Here is a 22,328-nt window from a genome sequence, read left to right as displayed (position 1 = left end):
ACGCGTGCCGGTTTCCCGACACGCGTTGTCTGGTGCAGTGGCGACGTGTCGGTCAGGCGTCGACGCGGGAGATGCGAATCGGCAGGCCCTGACGCACGGAGGCGCCGCTGACGCCCTCAAGCCAGGTGCCGGCGACCTCGCGAGTGGGGTCGGCGAACCCCAGGTCGTTGATGTTGATGCCGGCCCCGACCCAGTCATTGCCGGAGAAGGCCTCGCCGTCGACGATGTGCTGGCTGGCGCCCAGCTCGGTGTGACCGAAGCTGTGCTCGATGCCCAGGGCCCCCTGCATCACGCCGTCGCTGACCAGCGCCAGGGCGGTGACCGTGTTGCCGGGGCTTTCGATGCGCACGGTGTCGCCATGCTGGATGCCATGACGAGCCGCGTCCTGGGTATGCAGCAGCACCGGGTTGTAGGGCTTGATCATGCGCAGCCGCTCCAGGCCGATGGCGTAGGAGTTCATGACGTTGGACTTGTAGGAGAACGCCAGCAGTGGCCATTCGTCCTCGGGGTAGACCTCACGCATGAGGCGCCCATCGGACATCCGGGCCTGCTGCAGGCGGGGCGTGCCGGCCAGGCGCTCGCCGGTCTGGCTGTCGAAGGCGGTGCCGACCCGGGGGTTGTAGACACACAGTGGCCGCGACCAGGCATGGCCGAGCTTCTTGTCCGCGGCGTAGGCGGCGTCGTGTTCCTCGAAGCGCCCGCCCCGGGCATAGAGATAGGCCACCGGGCCGCGCTCGCTCTCCGGCAGGGTACGCTCGAGCTTGCCGAGCAGCGGCTCGATGCCGCCGTGCCGAATATCGCTGTCGCTCGCCGCGGGCAGCGGTTCGCCCTGGTGGGCGATATTGGCCGCCGCGCGCAGGAAGAAGTCCTCGGCGCGGTTGAGCGGATGGAGCCTGCCGTCGGCGCCGGGAATGGCCTCGTCGCCGAAGCCGGGCAGCCCCAGCCGCTTGGCGGCGGCGATGAAGAAGGCCTCCATGCTCACCGGTTCGCCCTCGGCGGTCTTCTGCTGGCGGGGCTCGACGATGGGCCAGCAGGCGGTGGTCATCTTCGTCAGGGTACCGCTCCAGGCGCCGGTAAAGCCCCATACCTCGTACATCACCGAGTCCGGCACGATGTAGTCGGCATAGCGGTTGGTCTCGTTGATGAAGCCGTCGATGGCCACGTAAAGCCCCAGGTTGCCGGGATCCTTGAGCTTTTCGCCGATGGTGGTTTCAAGTCCGGCCTGGCCGTAGAGGGGGTTGGCCATGCAGCCGATCACCGCCTTGATCGGGTAGGGGTAGCCGTCCAGCGCCGAGGACAGCTGCTCGGTAAGGATGGGGGGTGCCAGGGAGCGCCAGGGTGCCTTGGCCGGGTAGGGGTTCTCGCCGGCATCCACCTTGCGGCGGTACTCCGAGGTATCCTCGTAGGCGAAGCGCGTGCGCGACACGAACACGCCCTGGGGGCCGCGCTTGCCGGGGAAGCCCGACAGGTCGTAGCGCGGGCCGCTGCCGGTGCCGTTGAACTTGCCGCCGCCCAGGGCGGCGCCGCCCTGGCGGTTGAAGCTGCCCGCCAGCAGGTTGAGCATCAGCAGGCCATAGGCGCCGTAGAAGCCGGTGGCCGACATCATGCCGCCGTGGGTGTCGACCACGGCCTCGCGGCCATAGGCGGCGAAACGCTCGGCGATGCGCCGAATGAGGCGAGCCTCGATGCCACACTGCTCGGCGTACTCCTCCAGGCTGTACTCGTTGGCGGAGTCGCGCAGCTTGGTCAGGCTGCTCTTGACCCGAAGGCTGCCCACCGGGCCTTCGATGTCACGCTCGACGAACAGCGTCGCCTTGGCGACCTCGGCGCTGGGTTTGAGCTCGCCGTCGGTGTCCACCACCAGCAGGTCGTCGGCGTCGCTGTCCGCCTCGGCCCGGCCCAGGTCGGACAGGCGCAGGAAGTGGCCGCGGCGCGGATGGTCCGCGTTCTCGATCACCAGGTGGGTGGCGTTGGTGTGGCCGTTCTCGTCGGCGGCCTCGGCGGCCCGAGGGCTGGGAATGGCCAGGTAGTCGGCGGCGTAGGCCTCGTGCGCGATCAGCCACTGGATCATGGCCATGGCGAAGGCGGTATCGCTGGCCGGGCGAATCGGCACCCAGCGGCTGCGCTCGCCGGCGGCGTGGGAGGCCGCGGCGTTGAGGCCTGGATCGACGACGATGTAGTCCAGGCTGCCGGTGGAGCGTGCCTCGGCCAGCAGCCGGCCCTGGCGCTTGAAGGGGTTGCCCGCCTGGCTCGGCGCGGTGCCGATGAACAGCGCGAACCTGGCGTTGGTGTAGTCCGGCTTGACGTGGGCGTAGCCGGCCATGTCGTCCATGACCGCGCCGGAGCCCATGCGGAACGCCAGGCCGCAGTAGGAGCCGTGGTGGCCGTAGTTGCGGGTGCCGAAGGCGTTGAAGCCGAAGCGCTTGAGCAGCGCCGAGCGGCCGTAATCGGTGGCCTCCATCATCAGCAGCTGGTTGGCCCTGGGGCCGTACTCGGGGTTGTCCGGATCGACCGGCTCGTCGTGGTTGTGGATGGCGCGCAGGCCGTCGACCTGGCCCTCGCCGAACAGGTCACCGCCCTCGCAGACTTCCTCGATCAGGCGTTCGAAGGAGATACGCTCCCAGCGCCGCTCGCCACGGCCGCCGACGCGCTTGAGGCAGTCGGTGACGCGGTGGGGACTGGTGATCTGGGCGATCATGGCGTTGCCCCGGGCGCAGGCGGTGGAGCGCCCGGCCAGGCCCTGTTCCTGATAGGCGCTGACGCTTTTCAGCGCCTCGACCACCGGGGTGCGCATCGGCAGATGCGGGTCGGAGGAGAGCGGATGATAGGGGTTACCGATGGTGCGCAGTACTTCGTCGCTCTCGTTGTCGACGCGCACCCGCACGCCGCACTTGGTGGTGCAGCCGTAGCAGACGGTAAAGGCGGTGCGCTGATCGGGGTTTGGCGTCAGCTCGCCGCTGTTCAGATCGACCCGGTACTCAGGCGCCAGGGCGTTGCCGTAGGTGCGATGGCCGGGCTTTTCCCCGGCGCTGCCGGAGACACCCTTGGCCATCTTGACCAGCGGGCCGGAGTAGCCCGCCGCGAAGGTGGCGGCACCGCCGGCGGCGGCGGCACCCTTGAGCAGACGACGGCGTGACTTATCCATGGCTGGGGGCTCCTTCGGATGAGGCGGAAGTTGAGGAGGCGTCGGGGGCGGCGATGACGGGCTCCGCGTGGGGATCGCTGGAGGCCTCGCGCCAGGGTACGAAGAGGTCGATCAGCAGCACGGCGGTCAGCCACAGGCCGAAGATGCCGATGATGCCGAGCAGGCCGTAGGACCCGAAGGCGACGTGATAGTCGTGGAAGCCGGCACTGTTGCGGGCCACGGTCTGGACGTTCATCAGCACCACCCAGCGGAACATCCAGGCGACGTGCAGGGCGAGCAGGCCGAGAACCCAGCCCATGGTCTTGCGGCGCGCCGCCGAGCGGCGCATGACGAAGGCCAGCACGGCCAGCAGTATGCCGGCGATGCCGCCTTCGATGGCGGTGCCGCGCCAGGCGGCGCTCTGGCTGACCGAATCCAGTGCGGCCGCCACCGAGCCCGAGACGGCGTTGATGCCGTCGAGGAACCAGGTCAGGGCGATGAAGCCGGTGACCACGCAGGCGCCGACCAGTACCGCCAGCATCTGGCGGTTGGTGTCGGCGCTGCGCAGGGTGGAAATGCGGTTGAGCACCAGCACCAGGCCGCAGGCACCGATCACGCCGGTAGCGACGAACATCGGCGGCAGCCAGTTGGTATTCCACAGCGGGCGCCCCTTGACGATGGCCACTTCGAAGCCGGTGTAGACCATGATGCCCAGCGAGAGGGCGAGCGCACCGGCGCCGATCAGCGCCAGTACCGCGCGCGGCGCCTGCCAGTCGCCCCAGGCGATCCAGCCGGCCACGCGGGAGAACACGCCATCGTCCTGGCGGCTGCGCGCCTTGAGCGCCGGCCGCCAGGCCAGCCAGGCCAGCAGCACCACGGCGCCCAGATAGAGCGGCAGCAGGAAGCTGCCCAGCGACATCCACGACCAGGGGGTCGGGTGGGCGTAGAAATGCCAGAAGCGCAGCGGCTGGTGCAGGTCGGCCAGCAGGGCAACGGGGGCCACCAGGGTGGTGGAAACGCAGGCCAGCAGGGCGATGCGGGCGGTGGTCATCCAGGCCGGCTTGCCCAGGACCAGCCCCGGTGCCGCCAGCCACAGGGTCGAATAGGACAGGGCGATCAGGAAGAAGTACTGCACCGCCCAGGGGTACCAGGCGATGCCGTAGCGTGGCACGACGACCTCAGTGACCAAACTCATAACCCACCTCCTTGCCTTCCATGCCCAGCACGTCCCAGATGCCCGCCTCGGCCTGGGGGCGAGTGGTGAAGCGCTCGTCCATGCCCAGGTAGAAGACCTGGGGCAGGGTGTTCTTTTCCGGCTGCAGTACCATCAGCTCGTCGCGATGCTTGTCGATCAGGCGGCTGATCTCGCTGTCCGGGTCGCGCATGTCGCCGATGATGCGTGCGCCGCCCACGCAGGATTCCACGCAGGCCGGCAGCAGGCCGGCCTCCAGGCGGTGGGCGCAGAAGGTGCACTTGTCGGCGGTCTGGGTCTTCTCGTTGATGAAGCGGGCATCGTAGGGGCAGGCGTTGACGCAGTAGGCGCAGCCCACGCAGCGGTCGCTGTCGACCACCACGATGCCGTCCTGGCGCTGGTAGGTGGCCTGCACCGGGCAGACCGGCACGCAGGGCGGGTTCTCGCAGTGGTTGCACAGCCGCGGCAGCATGAAGGTCGCGACGTCACCGCTGTGCTGTTCCTCGACTTCAAACTGCGACACCACGGTTCGGAAGTTGCCCAGCGGGGCGTCGTTCTCGATATGGCACGAGACGGTGCAAGCCTGGCAGCCGATGCACTGGCGCAGGTCGATCAGCATGCCGTAGCGCTTGTCGGGGTCGCCTTCGCGGCGCGGCGGCTGATCGTTGATGCCGGCGCTGGCGACGCTGGAGAGCGGTATCAGGGCGGCACCTGCGCTCAAGCGGGCCAGCTGGCCGAGAAGGGAGCGGCGAATAGGGTCCATGGCGCCTCCGGTGGCCTGGGTAGGGCGGGATCTTCCGCACATTGAAGAGGTAGAACTGATACCGGGAGGTTACCTTCGACCCAGGCAGGCCGGCTTGATGTCGATCAAGACTTTGTTAGCATGCTCTTAATCTTCCCTTAATCATTGAGTAAGCTGATGATTTGGCGAGACTTTGTTTCCAACGAACAAGCATAAAAAAACGCCCTGCCTGGGGCAGGGCGTTCGCTGTCTGGCAGGACGTCGGCCTCACATGATGGCCGGGCGGCCTAGTGAGTGCTCTCCTGCTGATCGATGGTGCGATAGACGAGACGCAGTTCATCGATGGAGAGGTGCTCCAGCTTCCCCGCCAGGAGGTCGCTGATCTTCTGCATCGGCAGTCCCGCGCGGCGGGCGATCTCGCGGCTTCCGAGATCCGACACGGCGATCAGCCGGGTCACGATGCGCATGAGGCGTGTACGGTGTTCCAGGTCCCTGACGTCGAGGTCAGGGCTGCTTCGCGGAGGGTCCAGGGTTTCCGCGGATCGGGACTGACGTGCCGTGCTCATGATGCTCCATTGGGCGGTTGCGACACACACACTATGGCGGCTCGATAACGCTTTTTCCAGTGTCGTATGCATGCTGCTTTGGTGGTAACGCGCGAAGGTGGCCGGAAGAGCGCCCTGGGGGCCGGGTGGCCCCCAGGGCTGGCCAGGTCAGAAGAGAAGGCCGGGTAGCCACAGGGCGATGCCCGGGAAGGCGACGATCAGGGCCAGGCCTAGAATCTGCAGTCCCACGAAGGGCAGTGCCGAGCGATAGATGTCCACTATCGTGATGGACTTCGGTGCCACCGAGCGCATGTAGAAGAGGTTGTACCCGAAGGGAGGGGTCAGATAGGCGGACTGCATGCTGAGAATGAAAAGAATGGCGAACCAGGTGGTATCGAACCCCAGGTCACGCACGATGGGTATATACAACGGTACCGTGATGAACAGGATGGCGAAGTCATCCAGGAACATGCCGAGCAGAAAGAAACTGAGCAGCATGAAGATGAGCACGGTATAGGGGCCAAGGGAAAAGTCGCTGATCAAGTCGCTGATCATCATGCCGGCACCCAGCCCCATGTAAATACGGCTGAAGAAGACCGCCGCAATGGCGATCCAGAGCAGCATGCCGGTGATCTTGGTCGTGCTGAGCATCACGTAGCGCATCAGCCCCCAGCTGAGCTTGCCGCGCAGGGCGGCGAGCAGCAGGGCACCGGCGGCGCCTACGGCCGAAGCCTCAGAGGGAGAGGTGATGCCGCCGATGATGCAGCCGAGTACCGTGACCACCAGCAGGCCCGGTGCGATGATATGACGTAGTGACTGGAGCTTTTCCTTGGCCGTATAGCGTTCTTCCGGAGGAGTGGCCGGGCCCAGCTCCGGGTTGAAGCGGCAGCGAATCAGGGTATAGACCATGTAGATGCCCGCCAGCATCAGGCCCGGCATCAGGCCGGCCGCGAACAGCTTGCCTACCGACTCGCGTGCCAGGAAGGCATACACGATCATCAATACGCTCGGGGGTATCAGGAAGCCCAGCGCCCCCCCCGCCATGATGGTGCCGGTGACGAGACGCTTGTGATAACCGCGCTTGAGCATGGCCGGGAGTGCAATGATGCCAAGACTCACGGTGGCGGCACCGGAAACCCCCGCCATGGCGGCAATCAACGCACAGATCAGTATCGTGCCGACGCCGAGGCCGCCGGGAGTGCCCCCCATCAGCTTGTGGATCATGCCGAAGAGGTCATCCGTGATGCCTGAGCGTTCCAGCACCAGCCCCATGAAGATGAACAGGGGCAGGGAGACAAGCAGGAAGTTGTCCATGGCGCTGTAGGCAGAAGCCAGCAGCAGGTCCAGCCCGCCGGGGCCAAACATCATGTAGGCGCTGCCCATGCCGGAAATCATCAGCGCCAGAGCCAGAGGGGCTCCCATTGCCATCAGCACCAGCATGGAAAGGAACATGATGGCAGTAATTGTCAGGGGCTCGAGTTCAGCCATGAGAAAGCCCTTGTTGTGATGCGCGCGGAGGCGTCATTGAGATGTGAAATGCCACTGGATGAGCCTTCTATTGATCGGCGTCATCACGATCCTCACGCGGATCATCGTGGTCGACGCCGGCCAGCCTCAATGCTGCACGTACCAATTCCGCCAGGCACTGCAGCATCATGAACAGGACGGCCACAGGGATGGTGGCCTTGATGGGCCATAGAACTGGCTGCCACACGCTGCGGTTGGAGTATTCATCCATGCGCCATGACTCGTAGGCGAAGTCGATCGCCATGCGCAGCACTATGGCTAGAACCACCAGTGCGAGGATGTAGACGACCAGGTCGCAGAATGCCTGGGCTCGCCCGGGTAGCAGGCGGTAGATGACATCGCTGCGGACGTGGCCTTGATGGCGAAGGGTGTAGCTTCCCGCCAGGATACTCAGTGCTCCGAAGAACATGGTCGAAAGCTCATGCCCCCAGATAGTGGGGGAATTGAGCACATAACGTGCCACGACTTCGTAGAGAAGCACCCCGATGATACCCAGCGTCAGCCAGGAAACGGCCCTTCCGACCCAGTCGGAAAGGCCATCCTGCACCCTCAGGTAACGGGTGAACTTACTCACTCAGACGTCCTTGTTGGGTGGCGTTGTTGATCAGGATCTCGACAGCCTGGGCGTTACGCTCCGACTTCTCGGCTTCTTCTTCCCAGATGGGAAGAGCCGCCTCCGCGAGCTTGCGGGAGTCTTCCGCGGGCAGGGTGGCAAACTCGAAGAGTGCGCCTTCATCGATGATTTTCTGGTTGCCTTCCTCGAGCCACTGGTGAATGTCTTCGAGATAGCGGTCAATCTCGGTCGTGATTATCTGCTGTTGTTCTTCAGACATTTTCTCCCAGGTGCTGGGATTGATCAGGGCTGTCTCGATCCAGCCCGGATTCAGCAGATTGATATCGGTGTAGTATTTCGCAACCTCGTTCAGCTTGAGTTGTTCATATTCGACGGGGCCGCCGTAGACAGCGCCATCGATCACGCCCGTGGAAAGGCCAACATAAAGTTCTTCTGCGGGCAGGAAGGTGGTGGGGATATCAAACTTTTCCAGCACGGTGGCGATCGAGCTGGTTGCGCGAATGCGCATGCTCTTCAGGTCTTCCAGGCTGCTGACCGGCTCACTGGTCAGCAAGCCATAATCGCTGCCGTAACCGCGGCCAATCAGCTTGACGCCCTGCTCTTCATAGGCCTCGGCAATCAGCTCATCGAGTCCCTGATCGGTGAACACATCGCGCGCCTCATCCGTGCTCACCCAGGCACCGGGAAGACCGGCCTCAATGGTGCCGATACTGACCTGTCCGGGCCAGTAGCTACCCACGCCATGTGCGATATCAATGGTGCCACGTGAGACCGCATTGACGAACTGGCTGCTGTCAACCAGCTCGCCGCCGCGGAAGAATTGAATGCGCAGTGAGCCATCGCTGGACTCCTTGACACGCTCGCGGAGATCGGCAGCTATTTCATCCATTTCCGTGCCGTAGAAGGTGTGCATTCTCAGTCGTACGGTGTCGGAGTAGGTCAGCTGGCTGACCAGCAAGGAAGCAGCAACCGAAGTGATCAGAGTGCCTTTGACGAAAGTTGAACGTTTCATGGAGCCTCTCTGCGATGCAGTTGGAGTTTGTAATTGGTAGGCCTCTGGCGTGATGCCAAGGCGATAACTCAAGGGTGAGTTAAGCACATGGAAAATATCCATTCCATAAAAATTTCTATATTCCGGTGATACTTTGGTGGTGGATATTTTTATCTTGCTAATTATTTATTGGGTCGACTTTCCTGGAATGACAGCCCGATATTGGCGTTGAATCAGTCCTCAACACTGTCGCTGTCGGACAGTCTTGAATGTCCGGGTATGAGGGGAGGGGGCCAGTGTGGTCGTTAATCTGACCCCGTTGCGCAGGAGGTCCTCAGGAAGTGGCAGCGACTTCGAGCAGGCGGGTCAGAATATGCCGCAGGCGCTCGGCTTCTGCGACCAGCGTACGGCCTGAAAGCATGCCGATACCCAGAATCAGTCCACTGCGTGGGTCATCTTCCGCGCAGACAGGACTCAGGGGACGGGTAACAAGATGGGACTGCAGCAGCTTGCGAGCGATGCGCCGGTCGTCGACCCTTGGTGAAAACTGTACGCAAAGGCTGATCGAGCGGCTGGGAGGGGAGATATCGATGATGCCGGGTACCCGTGCCAGTTGATCGTGCATGACCTGCTGGCGAGCGAGGTAGTCACGTTGTATGCGACGGTACCAGGTGTCCAGTTCCCCCTCGGCGAGAAACTGTGCAAGCGCGGCCTGGTCCAGCAGTCTGCCCTCGCGAAATACTTCGCTACGCAGTCGGTTGAGCGAATCAACCATGCCGTGTGGAACGACCAGATAGCCGAGCCTGAGGCCGGGAAACATCAGTTTGGAAAAGGACCCTACCAGCAGATGATGGCCCGAACGGCCATTGAACATCAGACCGGTACCGTCTTCTCCGCTGAACTCGTAGTCATCCTCCAGGATATAGCGGGGCTGTACGGCATCGCACAGCGCCTGGCGGTGCGGGCGGGAGGTCGCGACACTCAAGGGATAATGATGGGACCCGGTAAAGTAGGCCAGCTGCACGGGTGCGGATGACTGTCGCTGTGCGTGTCCCGTTTCGGGAGTCCAGGCCAGCCGCTCCACCGTTGCTCCCGTGGCCGTGAAGACATTACGGGCTCCCCAGTAGCAGGGAGACTCCATCAATACGCGATCCCCGACATCGGTCAGGCCCAGGGCACATAGCTCGATGCCGTTATGGGTGCCGTCGGTAATGATGATCTGTTCGGTATCGCAGACCAGCCGCCGCCAGCGCCAGAGGAAGTCGCGGATGGCCCGCTTCAGTGGTCCGTAACCGCCCCCGGAATAGGATAGCAGCAGCGCATTGCGCGGTACGGTGACGCTTGCATACAGCTCACGCCACTTGGCCATGGGGAACTGAGTGATATCGGGGATGCCGGGCATGAAGGCGCCGCTCTGTATGCTGCTGGCGCTGGGCGTTCGAAGTATCTCGGCGGCGCGAGAGGAAAGAGGTGCCGTGCCCGGCCGGGGGAGCTGGTACAAGGTTGGCGGGTGTCGGGTCCAGGTGCCCTGGCCCTGTCCGGTGATGATATATCCCTCTTCGAGCAGGCGACGCATTGCCTGTGCCAGGGTATCGCGTGCCACGCCCAGGCGGCGGCAAAGTATGCGATGCGGCGGCAGCCGACTCCCTTCGGGCCAGTCATGAAGAATGGCCAGGCGCATTGCCTGTTCGACCCGCACGCTCTTGCCAAGCCGTTCCGGCTGCAGCTTGTAATGCTCGATCAAGGTGGCGAGTGAGACGGCACTGGACATGTCGCAGCAGCTTCCATGAGGGGGATTGGCCGGATTATGCCTCGGGCCTGCCAGATTGGTCCATTCTGCATGCTGATTGGTCCATAGGTTGCAGCACCGAGAGCTGATAGCTTGCCCCTGGATAATGAAGACAAGGACATACCCATGACGCTGATCGACTCGCTGCTGACCGACGGCACTGCCGCCGCTCTGGTCGGAGAGAGCTGGTGCACCGGCTCGAGCCACTTTGACGTGACCAACCCGGCAACAGGAGAGACGATGGCCCGGGTGGCCGACCTGGGTGCCGAGGAGACTCGTGCCGCGGTGGCTGCCGCCGATGCGGCGAGTGCTGGCTGGAAAGCAACCCCCGTCAAGCAGCGCTCGGCCATTCTGCGAGCCTGGTTCGAGCGTATTAATGAGCATGCCGAGGCGCTTGCCGAGCTGATGACCCTGGAACAGGGCAAGCCGTTGAGCGAGTCGCGTGGCGAGGTGACTTACGGCGCCAGTTTTGTCGAGTTCTTCGCCGAAGAAGCCAAGCGGATGGCAGGGGAAACGCTTCCTTCCCATGCCGCCGACAAGCGTCTATTGGTGCTGCGCGAGCCCATAGGCGTCGTGGCCGCCATCACGCCCTGGAACTTCCCCATGGCCATGATCACGCGCAAGTGCGCACCAGCCATTGCCGCGGGCTGCACGGTTGTCATCAAGCCGGCCGAGGCGACGCCCTTGACGGCCCTGGCACTCGCCAGGCTGGCCCGCCAGTCGGGAATGCCCGAAGGGGTGATCAACGTGGTGACCGCCGCATCGCCGGCCGCCGTCGGGGAGGTGCTGACCACCGACCCCAGGGTGCGCAAGATTTCCTTTACCGGATCCACGCCCGTCGGCAAGAAGTTGCTGGCCCAGTGTGCCGATACCGTCAAGAAGGCTTCCATGGAGCTGGGGGGCAACGCGCCCTTTATCGTCTTCGATGACGCCGATCTCGATGCTGCCATGACGGGAGCGATTGCCTCCAAGTATCGAAACGCCGGCCAGACCTGTGTCTGTACCAACCGTTTTCTGGTTCAGGATGGCATCTACGAGGCCTTTGTCGAGGCGTTGGCGGAGCGTGTCGCGGCACTGCCGGTGGGGGATGGACGGGAGCAGGACACCGTGGTCGGTCCGCTGATCAACCAGGCGGCCGTCGACAAGGTGCAGCGTCATGTGGATGACGCCGTGGCCAGGGGAGGGCGCCTGCTGTGCGGCGGTCAGCCTCACTCCCTCGGACACAGCTTCTACGCGCCGACGGTGATTGCCGATGTCACGCCCGAGATGCGTGTCGCGACCGAGGAAACCTTTGGTCCCCTGGCGCCGGTGTTCCGCTTCCACGATGACCGGGAGGCGATTGCCATGGCCAATGATACCCCCTTCGGCCTGGCGGCTTACTTCTACACGCGTGACTACCGCCGTATCTGGCGGGTCATGGAGGGACTGGAATACGGCATGGTCGGGGTCAACGAAGGATTGATCTCTACCGAGCTTGCCCCCTTCGGTGGTGTCAAGGAGTCCGGCCTGGGTCGTGAGGGGTCGCATCACGGCCTCGAGGAGTTCACCGAGCTCAAGTACGTCTGCGTAGGCGGGCTCTGACCCTGTCCCCGCCCAGCGAGTCATCATTCATTCCGAGTATCAACAAGGATTTCATCATGACCAACACGTTCACCAATGCCGACTTGAATGAGCTCAAGAAGCGCTTTGTCGCCAAGGGTGCCGCTACTCCCACCGAGCAGTTCGTGGCGCGTGCCGAGAATGCCGAGCTATGGGATGAGGACGGTCGTCGCTGGATCGACTTCGCCGGTGGTATCGGCGTGCTTAACCTGGGGCATCGCCACCCCCGAATCGTCAAGGCGGTGCAGGAGCAGCTCGAACGCGTCATGCACACCTGTTCGGCGGTCATTTCCTATGCCCCCTATGTTCAGCTTTGCCAGCGGTTATGCGAGATAGCACCGGTAAAAGGCCCGGAACGCAAGGCCATGCTGGTCAATACCGGGGCCGAGGCACTGGAAAACGCGGTCAAGATCGCACGAGCGGCTACCGGTCGCAGCGGCGTCATTACCTTCGACGGCGCCTTCCACGGCCGTACCATGATGACCCTGGCCATGACCGGCAAGGTGCTGCCCTACAAGAATGATTTTGGTCCGATGCCGGGGGATGTCTACCGCGCTCCTTATCCCAACCCGCTGCACGGCATCAGCGATGAGGCAGCCCTGGCGGCGCTGGAGAAGCTGTTCAAGACGGATATCCCGGCCCACCGCGTCGCCGCGATTGTCATCGAGCCGGTACAGGGTGAGGGCGGCTTCTATATTGCCTCGGCCGACTACCTCAAGGCCCTGCGTGAACTCTGCGATCGGCACGGCATCCTGCTGATCATCGATGAGGTGCAGTCAGGCTTTGCGCGTACCGGCAAGATGTTTGCCCTCGAGCATGCCGGCATCGAGGCCGACATGCTGACCACTGCCAAGTCGCTGGCCAACGGCATGCCCCTCTCGGCGGTAGTGGGAACCGCAGAGCTGATGGATTCCTCCGGGGCCGGCTCCCTGGGCGGCACCTACAGCGGTAATCCGCTCTCCTGCGCCGCGGCTCTGGCGGTGATGGATACCATCGAGGAGGAGGATATCCTGGCGCGCAGTGCCCGGATGGGTGACCTGCTGGCCAAGCGCTTCAATGCCTGGGAAGAACGCTTTGCGGGGGTCGGCCACGGGCGCAACCTTGGTGCCATGGCCGCCTTCGAACTGCTTGATGTCGAGGGTAGGCCCGATCCGGAAAAGGCGCAGGCACTGTGCGCGAAGGCCCGAGAGGAAGGTTTGATCCTGCTCTCCTGTGGCTTCTACAACAATACCGTGCGGGTTCTGGTGCCGATCACCGTATCCGATGAGGTATTGGAAGAAGGGCTAGGCATCATCGAACGCTCACTGGAGGCGTTGGCAGGCTGATGATGTAGGCATGGCCTGAACCACTCGACCGTTCCAGCATGACCCCTTCGCGGGGGCTTTACAGAAGCCTCGGCGAGGGGGTTTTTACATTTTGCCGGAGATAGATGAGCCGAGTGGCGGGAAGACAATCCATCGGGTCAAAAATATTGACTAAATATAAAAATGTAGATATTTTTACAAGACAATCCATGACACTCCGGAGCCCCTGAGATGACCGTGCTGACCCAGCTACCCGAAACCGCCATGCCTCTACCCGCCAATATTCAGGGCTTCACCCTGACACCGTCTTCTCAGTCGCCACGCCTGCTGCAGCTGACGATATCCCGTGAGGTGGTCGAGGCCTTTCTTTCGGCCGTCAGCGAGTGGCCGGTGCAGGCGCTCGAGTACAAGTCGATGCTGCGCTTCCGGGTCGCCAGCATTCTCGATGACCTGTGCGGAAACACCCTGCAGCCGGTGCTGGTCAATACGCTCGTGGATCGTGCCACCGGTGGTTTCCAGGTGGTACCGGAAGGGCTGGATGACGTCGAACGGGCCGACGACATGGTCAAGCTGGCCACTGCCGTGGCACATCTGATGGGGCGCTCCAACTTCGATGCCATGAGCGGGCAGTACTATGCACGCTTCGTGGTCAAGAACGTCGACGACTCCGACAGTTATCTACGTCAGCCGCATCGCGTGATGGAGCTGCACAATGACGGTACCTTCGTCGAGCAGGACACCGACTACGTGTTGATGATGAAGATCGACGAGCAGAACATGGAAGGGGGCAATTCGCTGCTGCTGCACCTGGACGACTGGAAAGACCTCGAGCGCTTCTATACGCACCCGCTGGCGCATCGCCCCATGCGCTGGACCGCACCGCCCAGCAAGAACGTGGCCCGAGATATCTTTCACCCGGTGTTCGATGTCGACCGCGAAGGACGCCCGGTCATGTCCTACATCGACCAGTTCGTACAGCCCAGGGACTTCGAGGAGGGCAACTGGCTCACCGATCTCTCCGAGTCGCTCGAGAACAGCTCGGGCACTCTCTCTGTGCCCAATCCGGTGGGCAGCTTCCTGCTGATCAACAACCACTTCTGGCTGCATGGCCGCGACCGCTTCACGTCGCATCCGGATCTGCGTCGCGAGCTGATGCGCCAGCGCGGCTACTTCACCCACGCCAGGACCCTGCGCGACCCGCGTCAGGTGTAGGACGTGCCCAGGATCAACGAGTTACCCTGATCAAGCCACGCCGTGGGAACGGCGTGGCTATTCCATTGCAGGAGCGAGAGCGGCATGTACGACTTCATCATCATCGGCGGCGGCATTCTGGGCATGTCCACCGCCATGCAACTCAAGCAGACCTATCCCGACAGCAGGATGCTGCTGCTCGAGAAGGAAGCGGGGTCGGCACATCATCAGACCGGTCACAACAGCGGGGTGATTCATGCCGGGGTCTATTACACCCCGGGTAGCCTCAAGGCGCGCTTCTGCCTCGAAGGCAATCGTGCCACCCAGGCGTTCTGTGATGAACACGGCATCGCCTACGACACCTGCGGCAAGGTGCTGGTGGCGACCAGCGAGCTCGAGATGCAGCGCATGGAGGCGCTGTGGGAGCGAACCGCCGCCAATGGCCTGGAGCGCGAATGGCTCTCCGCCGCGGCGCTGGCCGAGCGCGAACCCCATATCACCGGGCTGGGCGGGATCTTCGTGCCCTCCAGCGGCATCGTCGACTATGCCGAGGTGACCCGCGCCATGGCCGCCGAATTCGCGCGAATGGGCGGCGAGATCCGCTACAACGCCGAAGTCACCGGCCTGGAGGAGCGGGCCCGGGAGGTGGTGGTGTCCAGCGCCGCCGGTGAATTCAGCGGCCGTTATCTGGTTACCTGTTCGGGGCTGATGGCCGACCGGGTGGTGCGCATGCTGGGCCAGGACCCGGGCTTCACCATCTGCCCCTTCCGTGGCGAGTACTATCGGCTGCCGGAGACGCACAACCACATCGTCAATCACCTGATCTATCCGATCCCCGATCCCTCCATGCCGTTTCTCGGGGTGCACCTGACGCGCATGATCGATGGCAGCGTGACGGTGGGGCCCAATGCGGTGCTGGCGTTAAAGCGCGAGGGCTACCGCCGTCGGGATGTCTCGCCCCGTGATCTGGCCAAGATGTTCACCGACCCGGGGATCCTCAGGGTGCTGGGCAGGAACCTGCGCCCGGGGCTTGCCGAGATGAAGAACTCCCTGCACAAGCGTGGCTATCTCGAACTGGTGCGCAAGTACTGTCCGGGTTTGACGCTCGAGGATCTCGAGCCCTACCCGGCAGGAGTACGTGCCCAGGCGGTATCCCGGGATGGCAAGCTGGTGGATGACTTCCTGTTCGTGAACACCCGGCGCACCCTCAATGTGGGCAATGCTCCATCGCCTGCCGCCACCTCGGCGATCCCCATCGGCGCCCATATCGTCGACCAGGTGAAGACGATGGTGGATGGCTGAATCCCGGTCCTGGCGGCATTGCCGAATTTTTCCGGAAACGTAGAAAACAGGGAGATAGGCTCTCACGCCCGGCACATGCTAGCGTGAGGTGGCACGCCGTTGCGGCGTCTACAACGACAACACGACAACCTGGTTCCAGGACCGGAGGAATGCCATGAAAGCCACGAACGTCATGAAGACCGCCGTCACCGCCTCGCTGATCGCGACGGCTCCGCTGGCGGCGGCCCAGCAGCAGCTCTCCGTCGCCACCGGCGGTACGGGCGGCACCTATTATCCGCTGGGGGGTGGCCTGGCCGAGATGATCGGCGAGCATATCGATGGCCATGATGCCGTTGCCGAGGTGACCGGGGCTTCGGTGGAGAACATGGGGCTGGTGTGGCGTGGCGACTCTGACCTCGCCCTGGCCCTGGCCGATACCGTCCATCAGGCCTATAGCGGCACGGGGGACTTCGAGGGGCGTCAGCTGGAGAACATCCGGGCGCTGGCGTCGGTCTATCCCAACGCCGTACAGCTCGTGACCCTCGCCGACTCCGGCATCGAAAGTCTTGATGACCTGGAAGGGCAGACAATCTCGGTGGGGGCGCCGGGCAGCGGCACCGAGCTCAACGCCAGGGCGCTGCTCGAGGCCAATGGCATCAGCTACGATGACTTCGACCCGCGTCGCCTCAACTTCAACGAGACCGCCGACGCCATCCGTGACGGCGATATCGCCGCCGGCTTCTGGAGCGTGGGGCCGCCCACCAGTTCGATCATGAACCTGGCCACCACCCGCGATATCCGCCTGGTCGGCCTCTCCGACGAGGAGGTGGCCAATGCCCGCGAGAACGTCTCGGTGTTCGCCCCCTACGAGCTGCGCGCCGGCCTCTATGAAGGCATGGAAGAGGGCGTGCAGACCATCGGCATCCCCAACGTGCTGGCGGTGAGCAGCGAGATGGATGAAGAGCTGGCCTATCAGATCACCAGGATGCTCTTCGAGCGGACCGATGAGCTGATCGAGGTGCATCCGGCGGCCAACGACACCACCGTAGAGTTCAGCGTCAATTCCACACCGATCGCCTTCCATCCGGGCGCTCTGCGCTATTACGAGGAAGTCGGCGCCGACATCGCCGACCATCAGCGTCCCTGAAGCGATGCGTGATTCACGCTCGTTGGCAGGGCGGGCCAGGCTGCCCGCCCTGCTGCTGTGTGCGTGTCTCGTCCTGGCCTTTCCGGCGGCGGGCCAGGACGAGACACGCCTCGAGGTTATCGATGATCAGGGAACGATCCTGGTGTCGTTGCCCATGCCCGAGGGAGAAGGCTGGTGCCTGGAGTGGAACCACTCGGTGGAGGGGTTTGCGGTGCTTGACTGCTACCGGCATCGCGAAGGGCGCATGCTGCTCGAACGCAGCCATCTGCCGGATTTCGCCGCCGGGCTCGATCATGTTCCCGGCCGTGGCCGTCAGGTCTCGGACGGCGAGGGCGGCTACTGGATCGAGGATCTCGACGAGCCGGTGCCGGGCAATGCCTATCGCCTCCGGGTAGGCAGCCTCGCCGTGGACCATCGTCTGGTGGTCGACGAGAAACGCATCAGCTTGAGTCGCCTGGCCGCCCACCGGCCCGTTACCGTGCGCCTCGATGCGCCCTGAATGCCCCTGGCCCCGCCAACCACGACCCCCAGGAGACCGACATGAGCGAATCAGGCAATTCCCCCATCGTCCCCGGTAGCCAGGCGCATCACGCGCGGCCGGTGCTATGGCTGATCACCCTGGTGGCGGTAGGACTGTCGCTGTTTCAGCTCTACTCCGCCGGTATCCAGCCGCTGGGGCTCTTCTATCAGCGCAGTATCCACCTGATGCTGATCATGATGCTGGCCTTTCTGATGTTCCCGGTATTCGGTCCTCGGCGACCACGTGGCCTCGTCGGCTGGCTGCTCGATGCCACCTTCTTCGCCGGGGCCCTGGTCACCGGAGGCTATCTGGTGGTCTATCTCGACGAGATCATCAATCGGGCGGGATTCTGGAGCCAGACCGATATCGTGGTCGGTTGTATCGCCACCGTGACGGTACTGGAGGCGGCGCGCCGCGCGGTAGGCCTGGGCATGACGGTGATCGGCGTGATCGCCTTGCTGTATGCCTTCGCCGGCCCCCGGGGTGACCTTCCCTGGCTGGGGGAGTGGCTGCCCGGCATTCTCGAGCATCGTGGCTACAGCCTGGACCGCCTGGTGGGCCAGCTCTACCTGGGGCAGGAGGGGATCTTCGGCCTGCCCATGGGGGTGGCGGCCACCTACATCTTCATCTTCGTGCTGTTCGGCGCCTTCCTCGAGATCACCGGCGCCGGCAAGTTCTTCATCGACCTGGCCTATGCCGCCACCGGTCGCCAGCGCGGCGGACCGGCCAAGGCGGCGGTGATCGCCTCCGCCGGCATGGGGTCCATTTCCGGTAGCGCCATCGCCAACGTGGTGACCACCGGCGCCTTCACCATTCCGCTGATGAAACGCCTGGGATACAGGCCTCACCAGGCGGGAGGCATCGAGGCGGCGGCCTCTACCGGTGGACAGATCATGCCGCCGCTGATGGGGGCCGGCGCCTTCTTGATCGCCGAGTACACGAGGATGCCCTATCTGGAGGTGGTCAAGGTCAGCATCCTGCCGGCGGTCATGTATTTCGGCACCGTCTATCTCTTCGTGCACATCATCGCGCTCAAGCAGGGCATGCAGGGAATGACAAAGGATGAATTGCCCCAGATGCGCGATGTGATGGGGCAGGGCTGGCACTTCCTGCTGCCACTGGCGGTACTGGTATGGCTGCTGGTGATGAACATGTCGCCGATGCGGGTAGGCTATTTCGCCATCCTCACCATGCTCGCCGTGGCGGTGATGCGTTTTCTGGTGTGGATGCTCTTCGTGGCGCCCCGGCAGGGTCAGCCGGTGACCGGCGAGCGGCTGGCCATCGCCACTCGCAATGCCATGATGAAACTGGTGGAGGGACTCGAGCTGGGCGCGCGCAATGCCGTGGCTGTCTCCATGGCCTGTGCGGTGGCCGGTGTCATCGTCGGGGTGGTGGGCTTGACCGGCCTCGGGCTGAAGTTCTCCTCCATGATGCTGGCCTTCTCGGGGGGCAACCTGCTGTTGGCGCTGGTCATGGTGTTGCTGGCCAGCCTGGTGCTGGGCATGGGTCTGCCGGTCACGGCCAGCTATATCGTGCTGATCGTGCTGGTGGGGCCGGCGCTGACCGCGGAATTTGGCGTGCCGCTGCTGATCGCCCACCTGGTGGTGTTCTGGTACTCCCAGGATTCCAACGTCACCCCGCCCATCGCGCTGGCCGGCTTCGCCGGCGCGGCCATCGCCGGGGCCAAACCCATGGAAACGGGCTTTCAGGCCTGGAAGTTCGCCAAGGGGCTCTACCTGATTCCGCTGTTCATGGTCTATAACCCCGAGATCATCATGGGGGGCCCCTGGCCGCTGCTGATATGGACCGCGGTAACGGGCCTGCTGGCCCTGGCGGCCTTCGCCGCGGCGCTGGAGGGATATCTGTTTACCCGTATCGGCTGGCCCCTGCGAGCATTGCTGCTGCCTGCCATCGTGGCGGTGTTCTATCCGAGCCTGATGGTGGAAGCCGCCGGTGCCGCGACCATGCTGGCCGTGATCGTCGGCAACTGGCGGGTCAGCCGGCGTACCTGACGGCCGGCTAGCACCGGGGCCATGGAATGACGGAGCCCCGCCCGGTATTTCCGGGCGGGGCTCCGATCCTGCCGTATGGCCGTTGCCGAGTCGCCGTTACTGAGCGGCTGCTTCGGCTTCGGTTTCGGCCTCTGCAGCGGCATCGGCCGTGGCGTTTGCGGCTTCCTTGGTGGTCTCGGCTGTCTCTTCCGAGGCGCCGAGGGCCATTTCCTTGGCGCCTTCCACCAGCTCACCGGTCTTCTCGCGGGCCGCATCGACGGCGTCGGCGGTGGCCTCGCGGGCGGAGTCGACGGCATCGGCGGTGGCATCACGCGCGTTATCCAGGGCGTTGCCTGTCTCGTCGGCGGCTTCCTCGCCTGCGGCCTCGGCGGCGTCGGCGGCCTCGTCGGCTTGCTGGGCGGCCTCGTCACCTGCCGCGTCCAGGTTTTCACCCGCTTCCTCGACGGCCTGCTCGGTCTCGGCGGCGGCTTCTTCGCCTGTGGCCTCGGCGGCGTCGGCGGCCTCATCGGCTTGCTGGGCGGCTTCGTCGCCTGCCGCCTCCAGGTTTTCACCCGCTTCCTCGACGGCCTGCTCGGTCTCGGCGGCGGCCTCGTCCAGGGCCTGTTCGGTCTCGGCGGCGGCTTCGTCCATGGCCTCACCGGCCCCGTCGGCGGCCTCCTCGAGTTCGGCTTCCGTGGCCTCTGCCGCCTCTGCGGTGGCATCGGCCGATTCCTCGACGGTCTGCTCGGCCGATTCGGCCGCCTGTTGCGCCTCCTGCTCGGCGGCCTCTTCATGTTGCGTGGACGGGTCGTCGTCGGAGTCACAGCCGACGAGTAGCAGCGAGCCGGCGAGAGCCGCGGTGAAAATCAGGGAACGCTTCATGGTCGGTCTCCTTGTTGGTTTCCAGATGGGCTTGTCCTTGCTGCCCATCTCCACACGACCTTAGCAGGCAAAGACGCATCTAGCATGCAATCGTTGTCGCCTGCAGGCGACAAGGTAGCGTGGGGCATGGCTGTCCGACCGGTCAAGGTGACGCTGCGGGCCTGCGCCGATAGAATACCCGGTTTTCCTTCACGCACTCTTCATGCGTACCGAGATAGTCATCGAGGAGCAGGCCATGCAGTCCGATACACAGGCGCCGAAGGTCGGCGTGATCATGGGGTCGAAGTCCGACTGGCCGGTGATGGAACATGCCGTGGTGATGCTGGAAAGGCTGGGGGTCCCCTGCGAGACCCGGGTAGTCTCCGCTCATCGCACCCCTGACCTGTTGTTCGACTACGCCAAGGGCGCGGCCGAGCGGGGCCTGTCGGTGATTATCGCCGGCGCCGGCGGTGCCGCCCACCTGCCGGGCATGGTCGCCTCTCAGACCGCGCTCCCCGTGCTGGGTGTACCGGTGGAGTCCAAGGCGCTCAAGGGGCTGGACTCACTGCTCTCCATCGTCCAGATGCCCGGCGGCATCGCCGTGGGGACGCTGGCCATCGGCAAGGCAGGAGCCACCAATGCGGGCCTGATGGCGGCACAGATCGTCGGCCTGCAGGATGACGGGGTGCGTGTCGCCGTGGAGGCGTTTCGCGCCGAGCAGACCCGGACGGTGCTCGACAATCCCGACCCCCGGCCCCAGTCCTGAAGCTCCAGCCCTGATAGCCTCAGCCCTGATGGCCTCAGCCTGATAAAGAGACGAGTGAGGAGACAATCATGAATATCGGTGTCCTGGGTGCCGGCCAGCTCGGCCGCATGCTGGCCCTGGCCGGCTACCCCCTGGCCAATCGCTTTACCTTCCTCGATACCACCGGGCACCCGAGTGCCGGTATCGGCGATGTCATGGTGGATACCGATCGCCGGCATCTCGATGACTTCCTGGAGAAGGTGGACCTGGTCACCTACGAGTTCGAGCACCTGCCGGTGTCGCTGGTCCAGGCGATCGAGGAGGTGAAGCCGGTCTATCCCTCCAGCGAGGCGATTCGCGTCTGCCAGAACCGTGCCGAGGAGAAGGCGCTGTTCGACCGCCTGAATATCCCCACCCCGGCCTACCGCCTGGTGGAAAGCGCCGAGGAGCTCGAGGCGGCGGCTCGCGAACTGGGGACGCCGGTGGTGGCCAAGTCGGTCACCGAGGGCTATGACGGCAAGGGGCAGGCCGTGCTGCGCGACCCGTCCGAGGCGGCGGAGGCGTGGCGTGCCATCGGGCATCCGCGGCTGATCGTCGAGGCCTTCGTCGACTTCGTGCGGGAAGTGTCGATCATCGCCGTGCGTGGCCGCGATGGCGAGGTGGTCTTCTATCCCATGGCCGAGAACCAGCACGTGGATGGCATCCTGCGCTACTCCATCGCCCCCGTGCCGGACCTGGCCGACAGCGTGCAACAGACCGCCGACGGCTATATCCGGGCACTGCTCGACGAGCTCGATTACGTGGGCGTACTGACCCTGGAGCTGTTCCAGTGCACCGATGGCAGCCTGCTGGCCAACGAGATGGCCCCCCGGGTTCACAATTCCGGCCACTGGTCGATCGACGGGGCGGTGACCAGTCAGTTCGAGAACCACCTGCGTGCCATTCAAGGGCTGCCGCTGGGCGATACCGCCGCGCGCATGCCGACCTGCATGATCAACGTGATCGGCCTTGAAGGCGACCCGTCCGCCATCCTGGCGCTGGAGGATGCTCACCTGCATCGCTATGACAAGAGCGAGCGGGCCGGCCGCAAGCTGGCCCATGTCAACCTGCTGGCGCCGAACCACGAGGCGTTGCTGAAGAGAGTGCGTGCCTGTGCGGCAGTGTTGCCCGAGGCGCCCGAGCCGCGCTTCAGCTTCGAGTAGGCC

General features: G+C 64.2%; 18 protein-coding genes. 9 read left to right on the top strand and 9 right to left on the bottom strand.

Going from position 1 to position 22,328, the window contains the following annotated elements:
* Nucleotides 1-52 precede the first annotated feature (52 nt).
* From Q358_RS0108725 to Q358_RS0108690, 8 genes are all read right to left on the bottom strand, one after another.
* Complete coding sequence (locus tag Q358_RS0108725; RefSeq protein ID WP_027961698.1) at nt 53-3,145, bottom strand: molybdopterin dinucleotide binding domain-containing protein; 3,093 nt, start codon at nt 3,143-3,145, stop codon at nt 53-55.
* The gene (gene nrfD, locus Q358_RS16940) at nt 3,138-4,319 is read right to left on the bottom strand and encodes an NrfD/PsrC family molybdoenzyme membrane anchor subunit (RefSeq protein WP_051530268.1); all 1,182 of its coding nucleotides are present in this window, start codon (nt 4,317-4,319) and stop codon (nt 3,138-3,140) included. Before nrfD ends, Q358_RS0108725 begins: the two co-directional genes overlap by 8 nt.
* Complete coding sequence (gene dsrO, locus Q358_RS0108715) at nt 4,303-5,079, bottom strand: sulfate reduction electron transfer complex DsrMKJOP subunit DsrO (RefSeq protein ID WP_027961697.1); 777 nt, start codon at nt 5,077-5,079, stop codon at nt 4,303-4,305. Before dsrO ends, nrfD begins: the two co-directional genes overlap by 17 nt.
* A 266-nt stretch (nt 5,080-5,345) precedes the next feature.
* Nucleotides 5,346-5,624, bottom strand: a complete 279-nt coding sequence (locus Q358_RS0108710) for an XRE family transcriptional regulator (RefSeq protein ID WP_027961696.1) — start codon at nt 5,622-5,624, stop codon at nt 5,346-5,348.
* A 147-nt stretch (nt 5,625-5,771) separates the two neighbouring features.
* Nucleotides 5,772-7,091: a TRAP transporter large permease gene (locus Q358_RS0108705; protein ID WP_027961695.1), complete on the bottom strand. Its 1,320-nt coding sequence runs from the start codon at nt 7,089-7,091 to the stop codon at nt 5,772-5,774.
* A 67-nt stretch (nt 7,092-7,158) separates the two neighbouring features.
* On the bottom strand, nt 7,159-7,704 hold the full coding sequence (locus Q358_RS0108700) for a TRAP transporter small permease subunit (protein ID WP_027961694.1): 546 nt from the start codon (nt 7,702-7,704) through the stop codon (nt 7,159-7,161).
* Entirely contained in the window at nt 7,697-8,716 is a 1,020-nt protein-coding gene (gene dctP, locus Q358_RS0108695) for a TRAP transporter substrate-binding protein DctP (protein ID WP_027961693.1), read from the bottom strand. Before dctP ends, Q358_RS0108700 begins: the two co-directional genes overlap by 8 nt.
* A 313-nt stretch (nt 8,717-9,029) precedes the next feature.
* Nucleotides 9,030-10,466 carry an aminotransferase-like domain-containing protein gene (locus Q358_RS0108690; protein WP_027961692.1) on the bottom strand — a complete coding sequence of 479 codons (1,437 nt, stop codon included), beginning with the start codon at nt 10,464-10,466 and terminating at the stop codon, nt 9,030-9,032.
* 144 nt (nt 10,467-10,610) lie between these two features.
* Between Q358_RS0108690 and Q358_RS0108685 the strand changes: the two genes are divergently transcribed.
* The 7 genes from Q358_RS0108685 to Q358_RS0108655 all read left to right on the top strand — a co-directional run bounded on the left by Q358_RS0108685 (nt 10,611) and on the right by Q358_RS0108655 (nt 19,538).
* Complete coding sequence (locus tag Q358_RS0108685; RefSeq protein WP_027961691.1) at nt 10,611-12,065, top strand: NAD-dependent succinate-semialdehyde dehydrogenase; 1,455 nt, start codon at nt 10,611-10,613, stop codon at nt 12,063-12,065.
* 56 nt (nt 12,066-12,121) lie between these two features.
* A complete protein-coding gene (gene gabT / locus Q358_RS0108680; protein ID WP_043487939.1) occupies nt 12,122-13,408 on the top strand; it encodes a 4-aminobutyrate--2-oxoglutarate transaminase in 1,287 nt (428 codons plus the stop codon).
* Between the two features lie 210 nt (nt 13,409-13,618).
* Nucleotides 13,619-14,599, top strand: coding sequence for a glutarate dioxygenase GlaH (glaH, locus tag Q358_RS0108675; RefSeq protein WP_027961689.1), 981 nt, complete (start codon nt 13,619-13,621; stop codon nt 14,597-14,599).
* Nucleotides 14,600-14,683: 84 nt separating this feature from the next.
* On the top strand, nt 14,684-15,880 hold the full coding sequence (lhgO, locus tag Q358_RS0108670; protein WP_027961688.1) for an L-2-hydroxyglutarate oxidase: 1,197 nt from the start codon (nt 14,684-14,686) through the stop codon (nt 15,878-15,880).
* A 154-nt stretch (nt 15,881-16,034) separates the two neighbouring features.
* On the top strand, nt 16,035-17,006 hold the full coding sequence (locus Q358_RS0108665; protein ID WP_051530267.1) for a TAXI family TRAP transporter solute-binding subunit: 972 nt from the start codon (nt 16,035-16,037) through the stop codon (nt 17,004-17,006).
* A gap of 4 nt (nt 17,007-17,010) precedes the next feature.
* A complete protein-coding gene (locus Q358_RS16935) occupies nt 17,011-17,505 on the top strand; it encodes a DUF1850 domain-containing protein (RefSeq protein WP_051530266.1) in 495 nt (164 codons plus the stop codon).
* Nucleotides 17,506-17,546: 41 nt separating this feature from the next.
* Nucleotides 17,547-19,538, top strand: a complete 1,992-nt coding sequence (locus Q358_RS0108655) for a TRAP transporter permease (RefSeq protein ID WP_027961686.1) — start codon at nt 17,547-17,549, stop codon at nt 19,536-19,538.
* Between the two features lie 96 nt (nt 19,539-19,634).
* On the opposite strand, the gene Q358_RS17945 is transcribed toward Q358_RS0108655, so the two are convergent.
* Entirely contained in the window at nt 19,635-20,399 is a 765-nt protein-coding gene (locus tag Q358_RS17945; RefSeq protein WP_051530265.1) for a hypothetical protein, read from the bottom strand.
* A gap of 202 nt (nt 20,400-20,601) precedes the next feature.
* Between Q358_RS17945 and purE the strand changes: the two genes are divergently transcribed.
* Together purE and Q358_RS0108640 are read left to right on the top strand one after the other, a co-directional pair.
* Complete coding sequence (purE, locus tag Q358_RS0108645) at nt 20,602-21,144, top strand: 5-(carboxyamino)imidazole ribonucleotide mutase (protein ID WP_245598297.1); 543 nt, start codon at nt 20,602-20,604, stop codon at nt 21,142-21,144.
* A 68-nt stretch (nt 21,145-21,212) separates the two neighbouring features.
* Nucleotides 21,213-22,325, top strand: coding sequence for a 5-(carboxyamino)imidazole ribonucleotide synthase (locus Q358_RS0108640; RefSeq protein ID WP_027961684.1), 1,113 nt, complete (start codon nt 21,213-21,215; stop codon nt 22,323-22,325).
* The last annotated feature ends 3 nt before the right edge of the window (nt 22,326-22,328 follow it).

This window comes from Halomonas halodenitrificans DSM 735 (assembly GCF_000620045.1).
GTDB classification, from domain to species: domain Bacteria; phylum Pseudomonadota; class Gammaproteobacteria; order Pseudomonadales; family Halomonadaceae; genus Halomonas; species Halomonas halodenitrificans.
This window is presented reverse-complemented; position numbering and strand designations above follow the sequence as displayed.

Excerpts from the sequence above, each read along its gene's own strand:
- Q358_RS0108640 (WP_027961684.1), top strand. The coding sequence starts at position 21,213 with ATGAATATCGGTGTCCTGGGTGCCGGCCAGCTCGGCCGCATGCTGGCC.
- Q358_RS17945 (WP_051530265.1), bottom strand. The coding sequence starts at position 20,399 with ATGAAGCGTTCCCTGATTTTCACCGCGGCTCTCGCCGGCTCGCTGCTA.
- Q358_RS0108725 (WP_027961698.1), bottom strand. The coding sequence starts at position 3,145 with ATGGATAAGTCACGCCGTCGTCTGCTCAAGGGTGCCGCCGCCGCCGGC.
- lhgO (WP_027961688.1), top strand. The coding sequence starts at position 14,684 with ATGTACGACTTCATCATCATCGGCGGCGGCATTCTGGGCATGTCCACC.
- Q358_RS0108685 (WP_027961691.1), top strand. The coding sequence starts at position 10,611 with ATGACGCTGATCGACTCGCTGCTGACCGACGGCACTGCCGCCGCTCTG.
- Q358_RS0108665 (WP_051530267.1), top strand. The coding sequence starts at position 16,035 with ATGAAAGCCACGAACGTCATGAAGACCGCCGTCACCGCCTCGCTGATC.
- dctP (WP_027961693.1), bottom strand. The coding sequence starts at position 8,716 with ATGAAACGTTCAACTTTCGTCAAAGGCACTCTGATCACTTCGGTTGCT.
- Q358_RS0108705 (WP_027961695.1), bottom strand. The coding sequence starts at position 7,091 with ATGGCTGAACTCGAGCCCCTGACAATTACTGCCATCATGTTCCTTTCC.
- Q358_RS16935 (WP_051530266.1), top strand. The coding sequence starts at position 17,011 with ATGCGTGATTCACGCTCGTTGGCAGGGCGGGCCAGGCTGCCCGCCCTG.
- Q358_RS0108710 (WP_027961696.1), bottom strand. The coding sequence starts at position 5,624 with ATGAGCACGGCACGTCAGTCCCGATCCGCGGAAACCCTGGACCCTCCG.
- glaH (WP_027961689.1), top strand. The coding sequence starts at position 13,619 with ATGACCGTGCTGACCCAGCTACCCGAAACCGCCATGCCTCTACCCGCC.
- dsrO (WP_027961697.1), bottom strand. The coding sequence starts at position 5,079 with ATGGACCCTATTCGCCGCTCCCTTCTCGGCCAGCTGGCCCGCTTGAGC.
- Q358_RS0108690 (WP_027961692.1), bottom strand. The coding sequence starts at position 10,466 with ATGTCCAGTGCCGTCTCACTCGCCACCTTGATCGAGCATTACAAGCTG.
- nrfD (WP_051530268.1), bottom strand. The coding sequence starts at position 4,319 with ATGAGTTTGGTCACTGAGGTCGTCGTGCCACGCTACGGCATCGCCTGG.
- gabT (WP_043487939.1), top strand. The coding sequence starts at position 12,122 with ATGACCAACACGTTCACCAATGCCGACTTGAATGAGCTCAAGAAGCGC.
- Q358_RS0108655 (WP_027961686.1), top strand. The coding sequence starts at position 17,547 with ATGAGCGAATCAGGCAATTCCCCCATCGTCCCCGGTAGCCAGGCGCAT.
- purE (WP_245598297.1), top strand. The coding sequence starts at position 20,602 with ATGCGTACCGAGATAGTCATCGAGGAGCAGGCCATGCAGTCCGATACA.